Source organism: Pseudomonas sp. MF6394, from assembly GCF_002018845.1.
GTDB lineage: Bacteria > Pseudomonadota > Gammaproteobacteria > Pseudomonadales > Pseudomonadaceae > Aquipseudomonas > Aquipseudomonas lactis.
The window spans coordinates 1-18,117 of record NZ_MVOJ01000058.1 but is presented as its reverse complement, the minus strand read 5'-3'; the positions used below and the strand labels follow the sequence as shown (position 1 = coordinate 18,117).

9 protein-coding genes and 2 rRNA genes are annotated in these 18,117 nt (G+C 58.6%); 6 read left to right on the top strand and 5 right to left on the bottom strand.

All coding sequences use genetic code 11. The features are described from left to right. Positions 1-5,975: immunoglobulin-like domain-containing protein (locus tag MF6394_RS32095; RefSeq protein ID WP_238597327.1), on the top strand; the 5,975-nt coding region annotated here is incomplete at its 5' end. Positions 5,976-6,125: 150 nt separating this feature from the next. Beyond that, complete coding sequence (locus MF6394_RS32090; RefSeq protein WP_032894252.1) at positions 6,126-6,464, top strand: hypothetical protein; 339 nt, start codon at positions 6,126-6,128, stop codon at positions 6,462-6,464. A 21-nt stretch (positions 6,465-6,485) separates the two neighbouring features. On the opposite strand, the gene lapD is transcribed toward MF6394_RS32090, so the two are convergent. After that, positions 6,486-8,432, bottom strand: coding sequence for a cyclic di-GMP receptor LapD (gene lapD, locus MF6394_RS32085; protein WP_047712820.1), 1,947 nt, complete (start codon positions 8,430-8,432; stop codon positions 6,486-6,488). Positions 8,433-8,446: 14 nt separating this feature from the next. Continuing rightward, positions 8,447-9,070, bottom strand: a complete 624-nt coding sequence (lapG, locus tag MF6394_RS32080) for a cysteine protease LapG (RefSeq protein ID WP_019819857.1) — start codon at positions 9,068-9,070, stop codon at positions 8,447-8,449. Between the two features lie 320 nt (positions 9,071-9,390). On the opposite strand from lapG, the gene MF6394_RS32075 reads away from it, so the two are divergent. The 4 genes from MF6394_RS32075 to MF6394_RS32060 all read left to right on the top strand — a co-directional run bounded on the left by MF6394_RS32075 (position 9,391) and on the right by MF6394_RS32060 (position 15,556). After that, a complete protein-coding gene (locus MF6394_RS32075) occupies positions 9,391-10,098 on the top strand; it encodes a GntR family transcriptional regulator (RefSeq protein ID WP_078468250.1) in 708 nt (235 codons plus the stop codon). A 381-nt stretch (positions 10,099-10,479) separates the two neighbouring features. After that, on the top strand, positions 10,480-11,238 hold the full coding sequence (locus MF6394_RS32070; RefSeq protein WP_078468249.1) for a DUF3050 domain-containing protein: 759 nt from the start codon (positions 10,480-10,482) through the stop codon (positions 11,236-11,238). Continuing rightward, positions 11,235-12,182: a diiron oxygenase gene (locus MF6394_RS32065; protein WP_032894262.1), complete on the top strand. Its 948-nt coding sequence runs from the start codon at positions 11,235-11,237 to the stop codon at positions 12,180-12,182. Before MF6394_RS32070 ends, MF6394_RS32065 begins: the two co-directional genes overlap by 4 nt. Then, positions 12,179-15,556 carry an amino acid adenylation domain-containing protein gene (locus MF6394_RS32060; RefSeq protein ID WP_078468248.1) on the top strand — a complete coding sequence of 1,126 codons (3,378 nt, stop codon included), beginning with the start codon at positions 12,179-12,181 and terminating at the stop codon, positions 15,554-15,556. Before MF6394_RS32065 ends, MF6394_RS32060 begins: the two co-directional genes overlap by 4 nt. Before the next feature lie 63 nt (positions 15,557-15,619). Here the strand turns inward: MF6394_RS32060 and MF6394_RS32055 are convergent, their stop codons facing one another. From MF6394_RS32055 to rrf (MF6394_RS32045), 3 genes are all read right to left on the bottom strand, one after another. Beyond that, a complete protein-coding gene (locus tag MF6394_RS32055) occupies positions 15,620-17,500 on the bottom strand; it encodes a methyl-accepting chemotaxis protein (protein WP_044270342.1) in 1,881 nt (626 codons plus the stop codon). 274 nt (positions 17,501-17,774) lie between these two features. Next, a 5S ribosomal RNA gene (gene rrf, locus MF6394_RS32050) occupies positions 17,775-17,890 on the bottom strand. 109 nt (positions 17,891-17,999) lie between these two features. After that, positions 18,000-18,115: ribosomal RNA gene (gene rrf, locus MF6394_RS32045) — 5S ribosomal RNA — on the bottom strand. Between the last annotated feature and the right edge of the window lie 2 nt (positions 18,116-18,117).

Sequence of the window (18,117 nt, the reverse complement as noted above, 5' to 3'; positions counted from 1 at the left end):
AAAAACTCGAAGTGGCAGGCAATGGCGCCACCACCACGATCAACGACACCATCGATAAAGTCGATGTGGTCCTGACCGCCACTACCACCGTCGGCGAAGGCGGCAACATCGTCTACACCGCCAGCCTTGTGGATAAGAACGGCGCACCGGTGACTAACATCACCAATCCGCTCACCGTGACTCTGGATAACGGCAAGACCATCACCATCGGCGTAAACCAATCGAGCGGTAGCGTTTCGGTTCTTGCTCCGGATGATGTCTATAAAGGCGATCAAACCGTCACCACCGCAATCAAAGGCGTAACCGGCGGCGAGCATTTCGAGAATCTGGTCCCTGGCACTACCGCGGTGAACACGACCGTTACGGACACACCGGGTACCGATAACACCACCACCGTTACGCTGACAGCGCCAAGTGCCGTTAACGAAGGTGGTCAGATCACCTACACCGCGACCTTGAGCAACAAGGCCGGTACTGACGTCACCTTGAAGCTGGATAACGGCTCTTCGATCACTATCAAAGCTGGCGAGACCGTCGGTACTGTGACCGTGCCTGCGCCTACCGATGACGTGTTTATCGATAAGAGCACCCAGACCGTCAAGATCACCGAGACCACTGGCGGCAACTTCGAAAAACTCGAAGTGGCAGGCAATGGCGCCACCACCACGATCAACGACACCATCGATAAAGTCGATGTGGTCCTGACCGCCACCACCACCGTCGGCGAAGGCGGCAACATCGTTTACACCGCCAGCCTCGTGGATAAAAACGGCGCACCGGTGACCAACATCACCAATCCGCTGACCGTGACCCTGGATAACGGCAAGACCATCACCATCGGCGTAAACCAATCGAGCGGTAGCGTTTCGGTTCTTGCTCCGGATGATGTGTACAAGGGCGACCAAACTGTCACCACCGCTATCAAGGGTGTGACCGGCGGCGAGCACTTTGAAAATCTGGTTCCAGGTACTACCCCGGTTAACACCACCGTTACGGACACACCGGGTACCGATAACACCACCACCGTTACGCTGACAGCGCCAAGTGCCGTTAACGAAGGTGGGCAGATTACGTACACCGCAACGCTTTCCAATAAAGCGGGCACTGATGTCACGCTGAAGTTAGATAACGGTTCGTCGATCACCATCAAGGCCGGCGAAACCGTCGGCACCGTGACTGTCCCTGCGCCTACCGATGACGTGTTTATCGATAAGAGCACCCAGACCGTCAAGATCACCGAAACCACTGGCGGCAACTTCGAAAAACTCGAAGTGGCAGGAAACGGCGCAACCACCACGATCAACGACACCATCGACAAAGTCGATGTGGTCCTGACCGCCACCACCACCGTCGGCGAAGGCGGCAACATCGTTTACACCGCCAGCCTTGTGGATAAAAACGGCGCACCGGTGACCAACATCACCAATCCGCTGACCGTGACCCTGGATAACGGCAAGACCATCACCATCGGTGTGAATCAGTCGAGCGGTTCCATCACCACCGTAGCGCCAAACGACGTCTACAAAGGCGACCAAACCGTCACCACCGCCATCAAAGGCGTGACCGGCGGCGAGCACTTCGAGAACCTGGTGCCGGGCACGACGGCGGTGAACACCACCGTCACCGACACACCAGGCTCCACCGACCTGACCACCGTCACCCTGACTGCCCCGACCGCGGTCAACGAAGGCGGCCAGATCACCTACACCGCCACCTTGAGCAACAAGGCCGGTAGCGACATGCTGGTCCAGCTCGACAACGGTTCGAGCATCACCATCAAGCAAGGTGAGACCGTGGGCACGGTGACCGTCCCGGCGCCTACCGATGACGTGTTCATCGACAAGAGCACCCAGACCGTCAAGATCACCGGCACCACCGGCGGCAATTTCGAGGGCGTGACCATCACACCTGCGGGCGCCACGACCACCATCAACGACACCATCGATGACGTGACCGTGGTACTCAAGGCCACTGGCTCGGTCAGCGAAGGCGGGCAGATCGTCTACACCGCGTCCCTGGTCGACAAGAACGGCGCAGCCGTGAACAACGTGGGCTCCGACCTGGTGGTAAGGCTGGATAACGGCTCAACCATCACCATCGGCAGCGGCAAGTCCACCAGCTTCACGACGGCTACCGCACCGAACGATGCCTATGTCGGCGCCAATGATGTCAGCGCCAAGATCACCGGCGTGGTCAGCGGTGGCGACAAGTACGAGCATCTGATTGTTGATGGCAGCCCCGCGGTCACTAAGGTCACGGATGTAGTGACTGATACCAAAATCAGCATAACGGGCGACGGCTCGGTCACTGAAGGTGGCACAGCCCACTACACCCTGACCTTGACCAACCCGCCGCAAACCGACGTAACCGTGACGCTCAAATACAGCGGCACCGCCACTGACGGTTCGGACTTCACCGGCGTGTACACCGTGAAGATCCCGGCAGGCTCCAGCAGCGTGCCGTTTGATATCCGCACGCTCGACGACAAGATCACCGAGCCTACGGAACAGATCGTCATCACCATCGACAAGGTCACCGGAGGCAACTTCGAGAACCTGGTGATCGACAAAGGCACTGTCACCACCAACATCCTCGACAACGATGCTCCGCCGGTGATCGACCTGGATGCCAACAACTCCAGCGGCGCCACGGGTGCTGATTACAAGACGACGTTTACCGAGGGTACCGCCGGGCCGGGCGTGTCGATCGCCGACACGGATATCAAGATCACTGACCCAGACAGCACACTGCTGACGGGCGCGACGGTCACGCTGACCAACGCACAGGCCGGTGATGCCCTCAATCTTGGCAATAGCGTGAATGGCATCAGCGTCAGCACCAACAACCAGACGGGCACTATTACCCTGACGTTGTCCGGCAGCGCGACGCTGGCTGACTACATGCAGCGCATCCAGAACATCACGTTCACCAACAACAGCCACGACCCAAGCACCACGCCGCGCACCATCACCGTGACGGTGACCGATGGCGGCAACTACTCCAACGTGGCCACCACCACCGTCAACGTGGTGGCGGTCAACGATGCGCCAGTGGCCACTGGCGGTGCCGTGACCGGTACGGAAGACACCGCCCTGGCCCTGACCTGGGCCAACTTCGGCGTGAGCGATGTGGACTCGCCGCAAGCCAGCCTCGGGGTGAAAATCACCGAGCTGCCGGTGGCCGGCAAGCTGCAATACCTGGCGGCGGACGGCAGCACCTGGACCAACGTGACCAGCGGCCAGACCTTTACCAAGGCCCAGATCGACGGCGGCCAACTGCGCTTTACGCCGAATGCCAACGAGTCCGGCGCCGACGGTTATGGCGGCACTGGCGTGGGTAACAAGCAGGCGGATTACGCGCAGTTCAAGTTCCAGCCAACCGATGGCAAGGACCTGGGTACCAGCGCCACGGTGAAAGTCGATATCACGCCAGTGGCCGATGCACCGACCCTCAGCGTGGCCGACAACAACGTTGCCTCGACCGGGCTGGTCAAACAGGGCTGGAACAGCATCGCCGGCCTTGGAAACAACGGCAACGGCGCTGCGCCAGACGTGCTGAAAAAAGCCATCGACAACGCGGGCACACCCAACAACACCTCTGTGGTGACCAACGTCGAGTCCGTCGACAACGTCGCCGCCGGCTCTGGCTCCAAGATCTCTGGCCTGATCTACATGGAAGCGGGCAAGAGCTACACCTTCAGCGGTATCGCCGATGACAGCGTGGTGGTCAACGTTGGCGGTAAAGACGTCGCCAGCGGTTTGTGGGGTACCAACAGCGGCAAGTTCAGCGGCACGTTCACCCCAACGACCACCGGTTACTACAGCCTTGAGATCTACCAGGCCAACCAGGCGGGGCCTGGCAGCTTCGACGTTAACCTGTCGATCAACGGCGGGGCGGTGCAGAACCTGAGCACCAGCACCGTGCCGTTGTACACCGGCCTTACCGACCTGACCAACGCCGGCGTCACCGTATCCGACCTGCATGGCAGCAACGGTGACGGTTACTACGTGGGCTACAAGCTCAACGAAGGCCAGGAAAACGGCACGGTCAAATTGTCCAAGGTCACCACCGCGCTGACCGACACCGACGGCTCCGAAACCCTGAGCGTGAAGATCAGCGGCATCCCGGCAGGCTCGGTACTGACCGACGCGTCTGGGCACACCTTTACTGCGGGTAAAACCGTGGGCGAAGTGAATGTCACCGGCTGGGACCTGAACACCCTGACCATCAAGCCGCCGACCTACTACAGCGGCCAGTTCAACCTGACGGTCACTTCGACTTCCACCGAGAGCATCGGCGGTTCAGCGACCACCACCGCGCAATTGCCCGTCACGGTGCATCCAGCGACCTACAATTCGGTCACCGGCACCTCGGGCAGCGACACCATCAATGGCAGCGATGGCAACGACATCGTCGTGGCCGACATCGCCGGCCTGAACGTGGTGCAGGGCAAGAATTACAACATCGCGTTCATGATCGATACATCGGGCAGTATGGGTGCGGACTCGATAGCAGCGGCAAAAACCTCGCTGACTACCACGTTCAACTCGCTGAAAAACAGTATCGGCGCCAGCACCTCCGGCACTGTGAATATCTTCCTGGCGGATTTCAGCGACCAGGTCAATCGCACGGTGACAGTCAACCTGAAAGACCCAGGTGCATTGGACTCGCTGCAGAAAGTCCTGGACTCCATGGTGTCTACCGGCGGGACCAACTACGAAGACGTGTTCAAGGCCGCGGCCAACTTCTTCAAGAGTGCCCAGGCGACTGGCAACACTGGCGCTATCAATACAACGTACTTCATCACCGATGGTCAGCCGACGTTTTACCAAGCGTCCGAGCAGACCAACCCATACTTGTACGGCAACGTCAGGCTCGATGATGTCGTCACCATGAACAACTACACCATAGGTACCGCCACCCGGATCAACATCGATTCGAATAACTACCTTGATATCAACTCTGCCGGCAAGGTAACCCTCTGGTCTTACGGCTGGGGGTACAACAAGGGAATCATCCACGCCCAAGGGGATGGCACCTATGAAATATCGGTGCAAGGCGGCCTCGGCTACGATACCGACTACTCCACCACCCTCAACTCCAACAGCGCGTTCGCACTGCTTAAAGGTCTGTCCACAGGTGGCGTAGAAGCCATCGGCCTCAACAGTGGGGTCAGCCTGAATCAGTTGGCACCGTACGACAGCGATGGCAAGCCACAGGCCAACATCGATCCGAAGGACCTGGCCAACGCTATCCTCGGCCACACAGAGGCGACGTTGCCGGGCGCGGACACCGTCAGCGGTGGCGACGGCAACGACATCCTCTTCGGCGACCTGGTGAGCTTCAGCGGGATCAATGGCGAGGGTTACAACGCGCTGCAGGCCTTTGTCGCACAGAAGACCGGCGTGGCTGTCTCGGCAGTGACTGCCTCTAACGTTCACCAGTACGTCACCGAGCACTATGTGGACTTCGACGTCTCCGGCGCCAAAGATGCCGGCGACACACTGTTGGGCGGCGCTGGCGATGACATCTTGTTCGGCCAAGGCGGCAACGACACGCTCGATGGCGGCAAAGGCAATGACATCCTGCTGGGTGGCACGGGTAACGACACGTTGATTGGCGGCCAGGGCAACGACATCCTGATCGGTGGCTCGGGTGCCGACACCTTTGTGTGGAAGTCTGGCGACATCGGCAACGATGTGATCAAGGACTTCAAAGCCTCGGAAGGCGACCGCATTGATCTGCGCGATTTGTTGAAAGGTGAAACCGACAGCACCATCGACAACTACCTCAAGATCACCACGGTAGACGGCGTGTCGACCCTGCAAGTGAGCAGTGAAGGCAAGCTCAACGCCGCCGGTGGCTTGGCCAATGCCGATGTGACGATCAAGCTGGAAGGCAACGACTGGTCCCACACCAGCATCAACTCGCTGATCAGTGGTGCCGACCCGACCATCAAGATCGACCACACTTAAGACACGATTAATCGGCCGCCCTTCCAGGCGGCCGATTTTTTGGCCTGCGAGTCGCTGGCCCTGGCGGACGGTGCATCGCATACTCACGCCCATACACACAGCGTTGACCTATGCTGTTGAACGCCTGTGGCGCATTTTCGAGGGGTTGTTATGTTTTACGTGCAACGTGATGCACAGGGCGCGCTGGTTCGCGTGGAGGCTATCGCCTTTGCCGACTCCACCGAAACCCTGCCGGCCGATCACCATGAGATCCAGGCCTGGTACGCCAACGAAGTGGTGGAAACCAGCCTGGCCCAGCTCAAGCAGAGCGACTTGGAGATGATCCGGGTGCTGGACGACTTGATCCAGGTACTGACCCGCAAAGGGGTGATCAGCGTGACCGACCTGCCGCCGGCAGCCCAGGCCAAGTTGATGGACCGTAACCAGGCGCGGGAGGCGTTGGGTGGGTTGAGCCAGTTGATCGATGATGACGAGAAGGGATTGATTTAATCCAACCGCTCCTACAGGTAATTATTTCCAGGGTGCGGGTTCGCCAAACAGTTGGCCCTGCACACCGAAGATTCCCATCTCCCGAATTACCTTCAGTTCGCCCTCGGTCTCTACACGCTCGGCAATCAGCGGCAGGTCGATGCTATGGGCCGCTCGCTGGATGGCCTCGATAAACAGGCGCTTGTCACTTTCCTGGTCGATGGCGCGAATGTAGCTGCCGTCGATCTTCAGGTACGCCAGGCCCAGGCGCGCCAGGTTACCGATCATGCTGAACCGCCCACCGAAACGTTGCAGGCTGAGGGAGAAACCCAGCTCGCGCAGGCGCTGGGTCATCTGTTCCAGCACGTGCTGCTCAGGCAGTTGCTCTTCACCGATCTCCAGGGTGAGGCGCGGGCCCAGGTTGCTGTGCTGGCGTAGCAGGTCATAGATGCGGTTCAGAGCCTGGGGGTCCTGCAGGGTCGCGGCCGAGAGGTTCAGCGCAAGGTTCTCGGTGTGGCTGCTCATCTGCTTGAGCACCTGCTCCAGCATCAGGCGGTCCAGGCGGGCCGACCAACCGAAGCGCTCAAGCCACGGCAGGAAGCGCCCGGCCGGTATGGTGTGACCATCCTCGTCCTGCAAGCGCGACAGCACTTTGTAGTGCAAGACCAACTGCGGGTCCTGGCTGGCCACCACCGGCTGGAAATACAGCTGGAAGCGCTGCTGGGTCAGGGCCTGGTCCAATAAGGTGTGCCAGGCATGGTGATCGTCTCCCACGCTGGCGGCGGCGCTGCGGTCCAGGCACACCCAACTGGTGTCGCCCTGCGCTTGGGCCTGGGCCAGGGCCTGGTCGGCCAGGGTCAACAGGGCTTGGGGCGCGTCGCCATGGCTGAACGGCGCCAGGCCAATGTAGGCGACCGGCGTAACGTCGCTGGCACCGGTCGCTTGCAGGCTGAGCAAGGTGCTTTCCAGGTTTTGCGCCAGTTGCACCGCTTCTTCACGCATCAACCCTGGCGCCAGCACGGCGAACTCACCGCCACGAATACGGGTGACCAGGTTATGGGTTTCCGGGTACGGCGCGCACTGGCGCAGCAGTTGTTCGCCAACCGCTTGCAGCAGCTGGTCGGTACGCTGGCCGCCCAGGCGCTGGTTGAGGCCAGCCAGGTCCTTGACGCGCAGCAACAGCAGGTAGCCAGAGTTGGTCTCTTCCGGGTTACTGACGCGGGCGTTGAGCTGCATCTCGAAATAACGACGGTTGGCGAGGCCGGTGAGGTTGTCCTGGTAGGATTCGGTGCGCAGTTTTTCGCTACGCTCAGCCTGCTCCTGGAACAGCGCCTTGAGCTTTTCCACCATCTGGTTCATGGCCTGTACCACGCGACGCAGTTCTGGCGTGCGGGGCAAGTCAGGCAGGCTGAGGAACTCGCGGCGGGCAATGGCGTGGGATTGCTTGACCATATAGTCCAACGGCTTCAATTGCCGGCGCAGCAGCAGCCCACCGAGCACCACGCTGACCGCGCCGCACACCAGCAACCAGCCCAGGCTGCCCAGGGCGCTTTGCCAGAGCTTGGCCAGGGCGAACATCGGATGGCTGACCACTTCTACCCGTGCGGCCTGTTCCCAGCCACGGCTGACCAGCGCATCACCGCCGGCCGGCTCCAGGCCGATCAACTTGACGAACCAGTTGGGCACGCCGTTGTTGTCGGGAATACCGCTGCGCTCGACGATGGTTTTGTCGGTGGCCAGGTCCACGACGCGGATGCTGGCGTAGTAACCGCTGTCGAAGATCGAGCTGACCAGCAGCTCCACCATGGCAGGGTCGTCGATATTCGGGGTCAGCGACAACGCCAACGCCGTCGCGGCATCCTGGGCGTGGGAGCGCAGTTGGTTGACGTACTGGGTGCGCGAGCTTTCCAGGCTGACCATGAAGCTGCCGCTGAAGGCGACCACCAGGAACAGACAGATTGCGATCAATAGCTGTTTGAACAGAGACATCCGATCAGTTACTCCTAGTTGGCAGGCTCGGCTGGAAAGCCTTCCGCACGCATTTTTCTCAACACATCCTGCCAGCGCGACAGGCGTTTGGTATCACCGACTTTCTTGTTGCCCTTGGCACCGGGCAAGTACAGCCCCTCGGCGTTGAATGAGTACACCGGGACCAGATCGGTGCGACGGGTGGCCGGCAGGATCTCATCCATCAGGCTGTCGAGCACCAGTGGTACCGCGTCGGGGGTCGAGTAATAGGTCAGGACCATGTGCGCTCGATTCTGCCGCAGGGCCTTGACGTACGTAATGCGCAGTTTGTCGCTGGACACCCCCAGATGACGCAAACTGAAATACTTTGCGATGGCGTAGTCTTCGCAGTCACCGGCACCTTTCCAGAGTGCTTCGACGGGTGTCTCCCAATAATCGACAACGTGCCAGAGATCGATGTCTTCCACGTAGGTCATTTGCTTGTTGAAGAACAAATTGACGACCTTGAGCTGGTCCTGCTCGCTGACCTGTTTTTCGCTCGCCAATAGCCGCTGCCAGGCGTCGATACGCTGCTGGCCTTGGCCCAACGGCCCGTAGACGGCGGTGGCCTTGCGGCTGATCTGCGAGAAATCCCAATCGGCACGCAGCCCGCCAAGCATCAGGCCAGCCAGTAAAATTGCTGATAAAAGCCAGCAAAGCAGTCGATAGGGAATAAAACTTACCGCCAAAGTGTTCAGTCCATGAAAGAGACGGAATTTCAAGGAATGGTGAAGCCTGGCCCTACAAAAAACAATGGCACAGTGCAATCATTCGCGGGAGCCGCGTTTTTATAACCGCCCCTTGTGAGAGACACAAAGTATGCTGTGTAAGCCCTTACAAACGGAAACTCTGGCTGTTTGACAAGCGCCTGGCCCATCTTTAGTGTTCTTTGGATCCAATTAGCCAAACTATTATTCAAGAAAAGGAGGATAGCGCAACCGTGACGCAGAAGCCGAACCCATTAAGCAGCATCAAAATCAGCGGGCCTATTCCCGCCCATCTTGCGCGCTCGGTTATTGAAGAAACCTTGCGTAATGCCATCCTCGATGGGCGATTGCCCTGTGGCACCGCCATGCGCCAGCAAGAACTGGCCAGCCTGTTCGGCGTGAGCCGCATGCCCGTGCGCGAAGCCTTGCGCCAGCTGGAGGCGCAATCCTTGCTGCATGTGGTGACTCACAAGGGTGCCGTCGTTGCCCCCTTGATCGAGGACAATTCGGCTGAGACCTATGCCTTGCGCATGCTGCTGGAGTCCGAAGCCCTGCGCCTGTCGATTCCGTTGCTCACCGACGCGGACCTTGCTCAAGCCGAGGCCTGTATCGATGCACTGGAAAGCGAAAAAGACTACACCGAGATTGGTCGGCTCAATCGCCTGTTCCACATGGTGTTGTATGGCAAGGCGCCCAACCAGCGGCTACTCACTCTGGTCGAGCACGGGTTGAACGAGGAGGAGCGCTTCCTGCGCTTCAACCTTGAAGCGATGGGGCTGGGCGAGACTTCCCAGGAGGATCACCGCGAACTGCTGAGCCTGGTGGCACAGAAGAGGGTCGAGGAGAGCATCCTGACGCTGCGTAACCACTTGATGCGAGGCATGGAGGTAATCGCGACCTACCTCAGGGGCCTTGAGAGCGCCGACAAAAAAGCCGTGTAGTCGGTTTTTTCGCCTGAGCCCTTAATACTTATGTGACCGAGCAACTTCCCTATCAGGATTGTTGCTCCGTCAGAAATATTAAAAAAATCAACTAAAGGACAATTAACGCCGACTTAGCGCACGGAAAAATCTCACCTACATCCGGGCAACTTACCGCACATATAAATACCCGCAAAGTCCTTTAATACATTTGTATACCGGTTCAAACATTCAATCAGCTTACTATCTTCGCCTAGCAAGCTCCGCTTTCCCAAACCGCTGCGACCGCCTACTTAAAAGGCAGCGGCGTGCACGTGATCGTGGCCAAGTTACTCTTACATCCACAACTATAATATTCCAACACTGCTTTTACAGCACTCGCAACAACTATAGGCGTCAACCATGCATCAATATTTACTTGAGCTAAAAAAACAAAAACTTTTCGGCCACCCGTTATTTATAGAAATAACCACCCTTGGCAAGTTACAACACTTTATGCAATACCATGTATTTGCCGTGTGGGACTTCATGAGCCTGACCAAACGCCTGCAACAGGACCTGACCTGCACGCAACTGCCCTGGCTCCCCTGCGCTGACCCACGCGCTGCCCGCCTGATCAATGAAATCGTGCTGGCTGAAGAGTCGGACGAACACCCGACGCGAGGCTATTGCAGCCACTTCGAGTTGTACCTGGACGCCATGACGGAAGTGGGCGCCAGCACTGTCGCAATCAGCCGCTTTATCGAGCTGCAAAGCCAGGGAGTGGAGGTAAGCGTAGCCTTGCAAATGATCGGTGCGCCCCCAGGCGTGGCCCGCTTCGTCGACAGCACCTTGCAAATCGCCTTGAGCGCTCCGACCCACTGTGTGGCGGCGGCGTTCCTGCATGGCCGCGAGAGTGTAATTCCGTCTATGTTCCAGAGGCTTTTGCATAGCCATGCTTTCATAGGTCGGCAGGCCCCAACGTTATGTCACTACCTCAGCCGCCATATCGAAATGGACAGCGATGATCACGGGCCTGCGGCGCATCAGTTGCTACAGCGCCTGATCGAAGCAGACCCCAGCCGTCAGCGAGAGGCCGATAACACCGCCCTGGGCGCCCTGGAGAGTCGTATTACCCTCTGGGACGACGTACTGGCCTCGATGCAAGAGGTACGCCCGTGAACGCCGCCCACTACCAATCCTTTGCCGATGACTGGGAGCGTCGCGCAACCATCCGCACACGCCCCCGGCGGATGTTGGAAGACGACGACAAACTCATCTTCCCCCTGTGCCGCCAGCCTCTGGTGCTGAGTGCAACCTTTCTCAAGCACTGCCCACAATGGCGCGACTTCGTACTGGTGCAAAGCTTCTATAAATTCATCAATGACGTGGTGATTTTCGAAACCGAGATCGTCGACAAAACCGCGCGCAGCATCGCTAAAAATCGCTTCTCCCTGCCCTTTCCCCTCGCCTGCCGCTACGACGCGATGACGGTCGTTGTCGACGAGGATTACCACGCGCTGGTCGCGCTGGATTTCCTGCAGCAAGCCGTGGAGATGACCGGAATCCAACCGCTTGATCTACCCGGGCAAATTGAATTGGGCCGCGCGCTGCCGGCAGCCCAGGCGCAGGTACCGGTATATTTGCACGATGCCGTTGAGCTGATCGGCGTCGCCATCGCCGAGAACACCGTCACCCATGACGTCGCAGCGTTTTCCAAAGACGGCAGCGTCAAATCCTCTGTCCGCGGCCTGATGGCCGATCATCTGTTTGATGAAGGGCGGCATGCGCGGTTCTGGACACAGTTGGTGCGTCTCTACTGGCAATCGGCAAGCTCGCAAGCTCGCGACCACATTGCTCAAGCCCTGCCCGTGTTCCTGACGCACTACCTGACCAACGACCTACAGAAAGACTTCGATCTGCAACTGATCGAACACTTGGTTATCAGTGCCGACGCTCGCCTGGCACTGCGCGATGAAATCCAGGCGCTGGACTTTCCCATCACCCATCAACATCCGCTGGTGGCCAATATCATGGGCTTTCTGCACCACAGCGGTGTACTGCAAACCCCTAGCGTGGCACGAGCCCTGAGCGACTACCTGCCCGTATCGAGGAGGTTGGCATGAGGCGCTTGCAGATCGAGTGGCGGGGCACCAGTAAAGCTCTGGAGGCGCTCAAGCAGGAGCTGGAGCAATATGGGCATGTGGCAGTAACGGAGTCTGTCGACCTGGTGATTGAAGACGGGAGTCAGCCGCTGCCGCCCTCGCCCACCAGTGCGCCTTGGCTAAGCTTGCGCGTGGGTATCGGCCCGCTCTGCGAACACGGGCTGCCCTTACTGCAGTTGCGCTGCTATGACCGCGAGCGACGCCTGCTAAATGTGCAAGACGTTGCCCAGGAGCCCAGCGGTAATGGGCAGCGGTTGCGCCAGCAGGCAACGGATGCATTGGTGGAGTGCGCAGCTTTGTTGGTCTGCGGTTTCTCAAGAGACCCCGCTTATTTCTCGGCAACGGCCACTGCTAATACCTGGCCTGAACAGGGTCTGCAAGAGCTGGATGCCTTGGCTTTCAAGCACCGGTTCAACCACACGGCAGACCCTGCCTTACTGCACGCGGCCCGGACGCCCATGATCGAACGGCTGCAGGCCAGCCTTCATACCTTCGCGCATCGAACCGCGCTGAACATCGCCGGTCACGTGCTGACTTATCGGCAGCTCGAGCAACAAGCCATGGCAATCCAACAACGCCTGCTTCCCCTGCTGGAGAGTGCCGAGTCACCCCGAGTAGTCGGCGTATGCTTGGAGAAATCCGCCGAGCTGTACGCCAGCATTCTTGCGGTACTGGGCTGCGGCGCCGTGTATTTGCCGCTGGTCCCGGACCATCCGAAGCAACGCCAGCACTGCATGCTGACCAGCCTCAAGGCGTGCGTGCTGCTGGAGAACGGCCAGCACCCGCTGCGAGAGCGTTTCGTTTCACTTGATGTGAGCCAGGTCGCCGCGCATAGAGCCGACATGACGCAACCGCTGATGCGCCATCGTCCCGGTGCCGACGAGCCCTGCGTGGCACTGTTCACCTCGGGTACGACGGGCCAGCCTAAGGGGGTACTGCTGAGCCAATACAACCTGGCGCATTTCACGGCCTGGCTCGTCAGGCGCATGGCGTTGGATCAACACAGCCGCGTCCTGCAGTTTTCGTCGCTGGGCTTTGATTCGTCACTGATCGATATTTTCCCGGCCTTGATCGCCGGCGCCGAGTTGATTGTCCCCAGTGCAGACCAACGTCACGACCCTCAGCAACTGGTAGAGCTGATTCGCCAGCAACGCGTCACGCATGGGTTCGTGCCACCGGCGCTGCTCAGTATCCTGCCGCTGGATCAGCCGTTAGGCATGTCTCATCTGCTGACCGGAGGTGATTTCTGCGAGCCCTGCGTGATCGAACAACTGGCCGGTCAATGCCAACTGCATAACCTCTATGGGCCGACCGAGGCCACTGTGTTGGCGACCCATCGCGTGTTCCAAAAAGGTGACAGCCATCGCAATATCGGCCTCCCCATTGCCAACAGCCAGGTGCTGATTCTCGACGAGAACCTGCAGCCCGTGGATGAACAGGTGATGGGCGACTTGTACATTGTCGGCCCAGGCGTAAGCCTGGGTTATTCCAATGCACGGTCTCCGGTCGACAATCCGTTTGTGGCGCTGACACTGCCAAATGGGCATGTGCTACAGGCTTATCGTAGCGGCGACTTGGCGAAATGGACGCAGGAGGGCATCGAACTGGGTGGCCGCCGAGATGAACAAGTCAAGATTCGCGGTTTTCGAGTTCAGCCCCAGGATATTGAGCAGTGCTTGCGCGACAGTCGCTTGTTTCGCCAAGTGGCAGTAGTGATCGATGCGGCACACAGAGTCATCGGGTTTGCCGCCCGGCCAGAACCTGGCGCTACGCTGGCAAGCCTGAAGGAACACGCTCGGCAATGGTTGCCCGTGCACATGCAGCCAAGCGCCTGGAGCGAGCTGGCAGGCATGCCCCGTTCGGATAACGGCAAGATCGATCGCAAAGCCTTACTGGCCATGCCAATACCCACACCCGTCGAGGTGAGCCGCTGCCGCGTACAAGACCCTTTGCAGGCACAACTGGCTGACCTGTGGGGTGAACTGTTGGGATTACCCGCTGGCGACCTCTCGATCGATGAAAGTTTTTTCAACCTCGGTGGCCACTCCATCCTGTTGTCGACCCTGTTGCTACGCCTGCGCGAGCAGTTTGGCCGAAGCTTCTGCCTGAGCCCCTTTTTTGAGACACCGACCATTCGCACATTGGCCGCACTCATGGATGGCGGCACGCTGCCGGATACCCAGTCCAACCAGATGGAGCAAGACGCGACGCGAGCACTGGCGGTCGAAGTGCTGCCCGAGGCCCTTGCGGGAGATTCGCGCAAAGCCATCGTCACTGGCGCGAACAGCTTTGTCGGGGTGCATATCGTCCAGGCACTGCTGACTGGCGGAGCGCAGGACGTGGCGTGCCTGGTGCGTGAGTTGCCCGGCCATTCGGCGGCGGCAAGGTTCGCCCAGGCATTGCGTGAATACCGCTTGGAACATCTGGACCTGAGCCGAGTGCAGGTATACGCCGCTGATATTCGTAAACCCCGCCTGGGCTTGGCCGACGATGTGTACGAGCACCTCGCCCGTCATTACGGCGTGGTGGTGCATAACGCCGCGCAGGTCAATCATGTGATGGATTACGCCTCACTCGCCAAGGACAACGTCGAACCTCTGCTGGAGTGCCTGCGTCTTTGCGAGACCCACTGCAAGAAGGTCCTCAATTTCATCTCGACGCTCTCAGCCTGCAGCAGCGTGGACGTCGATGGCTACGTACTTGAAGCGCCAGCCCAGCGCACACTGCCGCTCTACGTGAAAAACGGCTACAACCTCTCCAAGTGGGTCGCCGAGCGGCTATTAGGACGAGCAGTCGAGCAAGGGGCCTGGGTTAATATTCATCGCCCGGGGAATATCAGCTTCAACAGCCAGAACGGTGTTTGTCAGCCACAGAAAAACCGCTTGCTGTTGATGCTCAAGGGGTCTCTGCAATTGGGGCTCGTCCCGCGACTGGACGCCAATTTCGATCTGATGCCGGTGGACTTCCTGGCGCGTTTCATCGCCTTCCATAGCGCTCATTTTGACACCGAGCGAAACGTGTTCAACTTGCACAATCCGCAGCCCTTGAATTGGGATCAGTACCTCGATGCCTTCAGCGAGGCTGGGCACGTTTTTGACCGAGTCAGCGTTGAACACTGGCAACGGGCGTTGCGCAACGTAAGACGCGATAACGCACTGTTCGGGGTGCTGGGCTTTTACCTGGACGGACTGGGCGAAGACATCGGTGATACATCGATGATCCGTTACGACAATGCCCGGTGGGGCTTGGAAAAAATGGGGATGTGCTATCCACCCAAGAGCCAGGCGCTGTTACGCAAAGGCTGCGACTACCTGAGCGCTATCAACTTCCTCTGAATAGCACCGTGGACGCAGGGCAAAACAGTCGGAGCGAGAGGCCTCGCTCCGATGCAGTCAGGATCAGATCTTGAAGCTATCGACCAATTGCTTCAGTCGGCTGGCCTGCTGGGACAGCGCATCGCAGTCCTTGAGCGTCTCGTTGAGGTTGGCCACACCCTGCTGGTTCAAGAGGTTTATCTGGTTGATATCGACGTTGAGGGTTTCAACCACTGCGGTCTGCTCTTCAGTCGCGGCCGCGACGGATTGGTTCATGCCATCAATCTCAACGATACGTTGCGTCACGCTGACCAGGCGCTCACCTGCCTGGTTGGCGACTTCGACGCTTTCTTCGCTGGAAGCCTGGCTGGCGTTCATGGTGGTCACAGCTTCCCGCGAGCCCACTTGCAGCGAAGTGATCATCTTATGGATTTCTTCTGCCGACTCCTGGGTACGGTGCGCCAAATTACGCACTTCATCCGCCACCACGGCAAAACCACGCCCGGCCTCGCCAGCACGGGCCGCTTCGATCGCAGCGTTGAGGGCGAGCAAGTTGGTTTGTTGGGAAATACCTTTGATCACATCCAGGATGTGCCCGATGTTGTCGGTGCTGGCATTAAGGGTCTCGATCTGAGTGCAGGACAGGCTGATCTTCTGCGACAACTCAGACATCGCCTGGATGGTTTGCTCCACCACTTTACGACCATCGTCAGCTTGTTCGCTGGCACCACTGGCGTGCTGGGACGCATCCGCGGCGTTACGCGCGATTTCCTGGGTGGCAGCGCCCAGTTCGTTGATGGCTGCGGCCACGCTGTTGGTACGCGCGCTCTGTTCGTCAGAACCGATAATCGACGCATTGGATGAAGCCATCACACGCTGGGACAAATCGTGCACCTGGCGCGTTGCCGAAGACACTTCGGAAATCGACGCGTGAATTCGCTCGACGAACTGGTTGAATGCACTGCCGACCTCGCCGAACTCGTCTTTGCTGGTCACGTCCAGACGTCGGGTCAAATCACCTTCGCCTTGGGCAATGTCCTGCATGGCCACGCCCATGGTGGTCAGCGGGCGCAACAGCACTTGAATCAACAGGCTCAGGAGCACCGCAATGGCCACAACGGCAATCAACATTGCAATCAAGGCCGAAGTACGGAATTTGCCCAGCGGGGCGTAGGCTTTTTCTTTGTCGATCGACAGGCCAATGTACCAGTCAGCGCCAGGCAAGCCGCTGATAGGCGTGAAAGAGAGGATGCGATCCTGTCCTTTGAGTACGACGTCCTGGTTGAGCTTCTCAATGCGTACGTTGGTGCCAGGGTAGATGTCCTTGAGGTTCTTCATCACCTGATCCTGGTCCGGACTGACGATGACCTGACCATCACCGCTGACCAGGAACGCATGGCCGATACCACCGAAGTCTACCGAGTTGATGATCTTCACCAGTGTCTGCAGGCTCAGGTCACCACCGACAACACCCAACAACTCGCCGTTCTTTTTCACCGGCATGGCAATTGTCACGATCTGACCGCCCACAGCCGCCATATAAGGCGGAGTAAGCATGGTTTTGTCCGCCACTACTGCTTGCTTGTACCAAGGGCGCTGACGAGGGTCGTAGTCGTCAGGCATCTTCGCGTCAGGGCGCTGGGTGAATACCCCGTTGGCTTGTCCCACATAGGTGAACTGGAAGTTGCTGGTAAACGCTGGTTGATCGACCAAACCAGGAAGATCGGCGGCGCTGCCCTGGTGGGCAACGTTCTGCGCCAGATTCTCGAGAACCAAGATGCGACCACTGAGCCAGTTCTGCACACTGCTGGCAGTGAGCTCGCCGGATTGCTGGATGGACGAAGTGAGGTTTTGCCTGATGGTGCTGCGCTGCAGGTAGTCGTTGTAGAGCGTGAATAACGCGAAGGCTAAAACCACGACGCCTGACGCGGCCAACAGAATTTTATGACTGAACTTGAGATTCATTTCATCGACTTCTTTTGCCAAAGGGGGGTGAGCGTGCCGAGTGGAACATTCCATGTAACGGGATAGGCGGACTCTGCGGTCGCTCTATTTCGGTGCACGCATGGCTCGTCAGGCTTTCGGCCAAACTTCGACAAATCTTAGGAATTTGTGAGAAGCATCTTCTTTTAGCGTAGGAAACCGACAGGCGGTAGGGGTAAGGCAGATTGGCTGTGATGGGCTGCCCTAAACGACAAAACCCCTGTCTGCGTTAGCAGACAGGGGTTTCGGAATTCAATCTTGACGATGACCTACTCTCACATGGGGAAACCCCACACTACCATCGGCGATGCATCGTTTCACTGCTGAGTTCGGGATGGGATCAGGTGGTTCCAATGCTCTATGGTCGTCAAGAAATTCTGTGTACCAGACCGTTGCGTTGGCAACGTGCCGGTGAAATTCATGAGCTTCTACATAAACAAAACCCCTGTCTGCGTTAGCAGACAGGGGTTTTGGAATTTAATCTTGACGATGACCTACTCTCACATGGGGAAACCCCACACTACCATCGGCGATGCATCGTTTCACTGCTGAGTTCGGGATGGGATCAGGTGGTTCCAATGCTCTATGGTCGTCAAGAA

Excerpts from the sequence above, each read along its gene's own strand:
- MF6394_RS32090 (WP_032894252.1), top strand. The coding sequence starts at position 6,126 with ATGTTTTACGTGCAACGTGATGCACAGGGCGCGCTGGTTCGCGTGGAG.
- lapD (WP_047712820.1), bottom strand. The coding sequence starts at position 8,432 with ATGTCTCTGTTCAAACAGCTATTGATCGCAATCTGTCTGTTCCTGGTG.
- lapG (WP_019819857.1), bottom strand. The coding sequence starts at position 9,070 with ATGCTTGGCGGGCTGCGTGCCGATTGGGATTTCTCGCAGATCAGCCGC.
- MF6394_RS32070 (WP_078468249.1), top strand. The coding sequence starts at position 10,480 with ATGCATCAATATTTACTTGAGCTAAAAAAACAAAAACTTTTCGGCCAC.
- MF6394_RS32060 (WP_078468248.1), top strand. The coding sequence starts at position 12,179 with ATGAGGCGCTTGCAGATCGAGTGGCGGGGCACCAGTAAAGCTCTGGAG.
- MF6394_RS32055 (WP_044270342.1), bottom strand. The coding sequence starts at position 17,500 with ATGAATCTCAAGTTCAGTCATAAAATTCTGTTGGCCGCGTCAGGCGTC.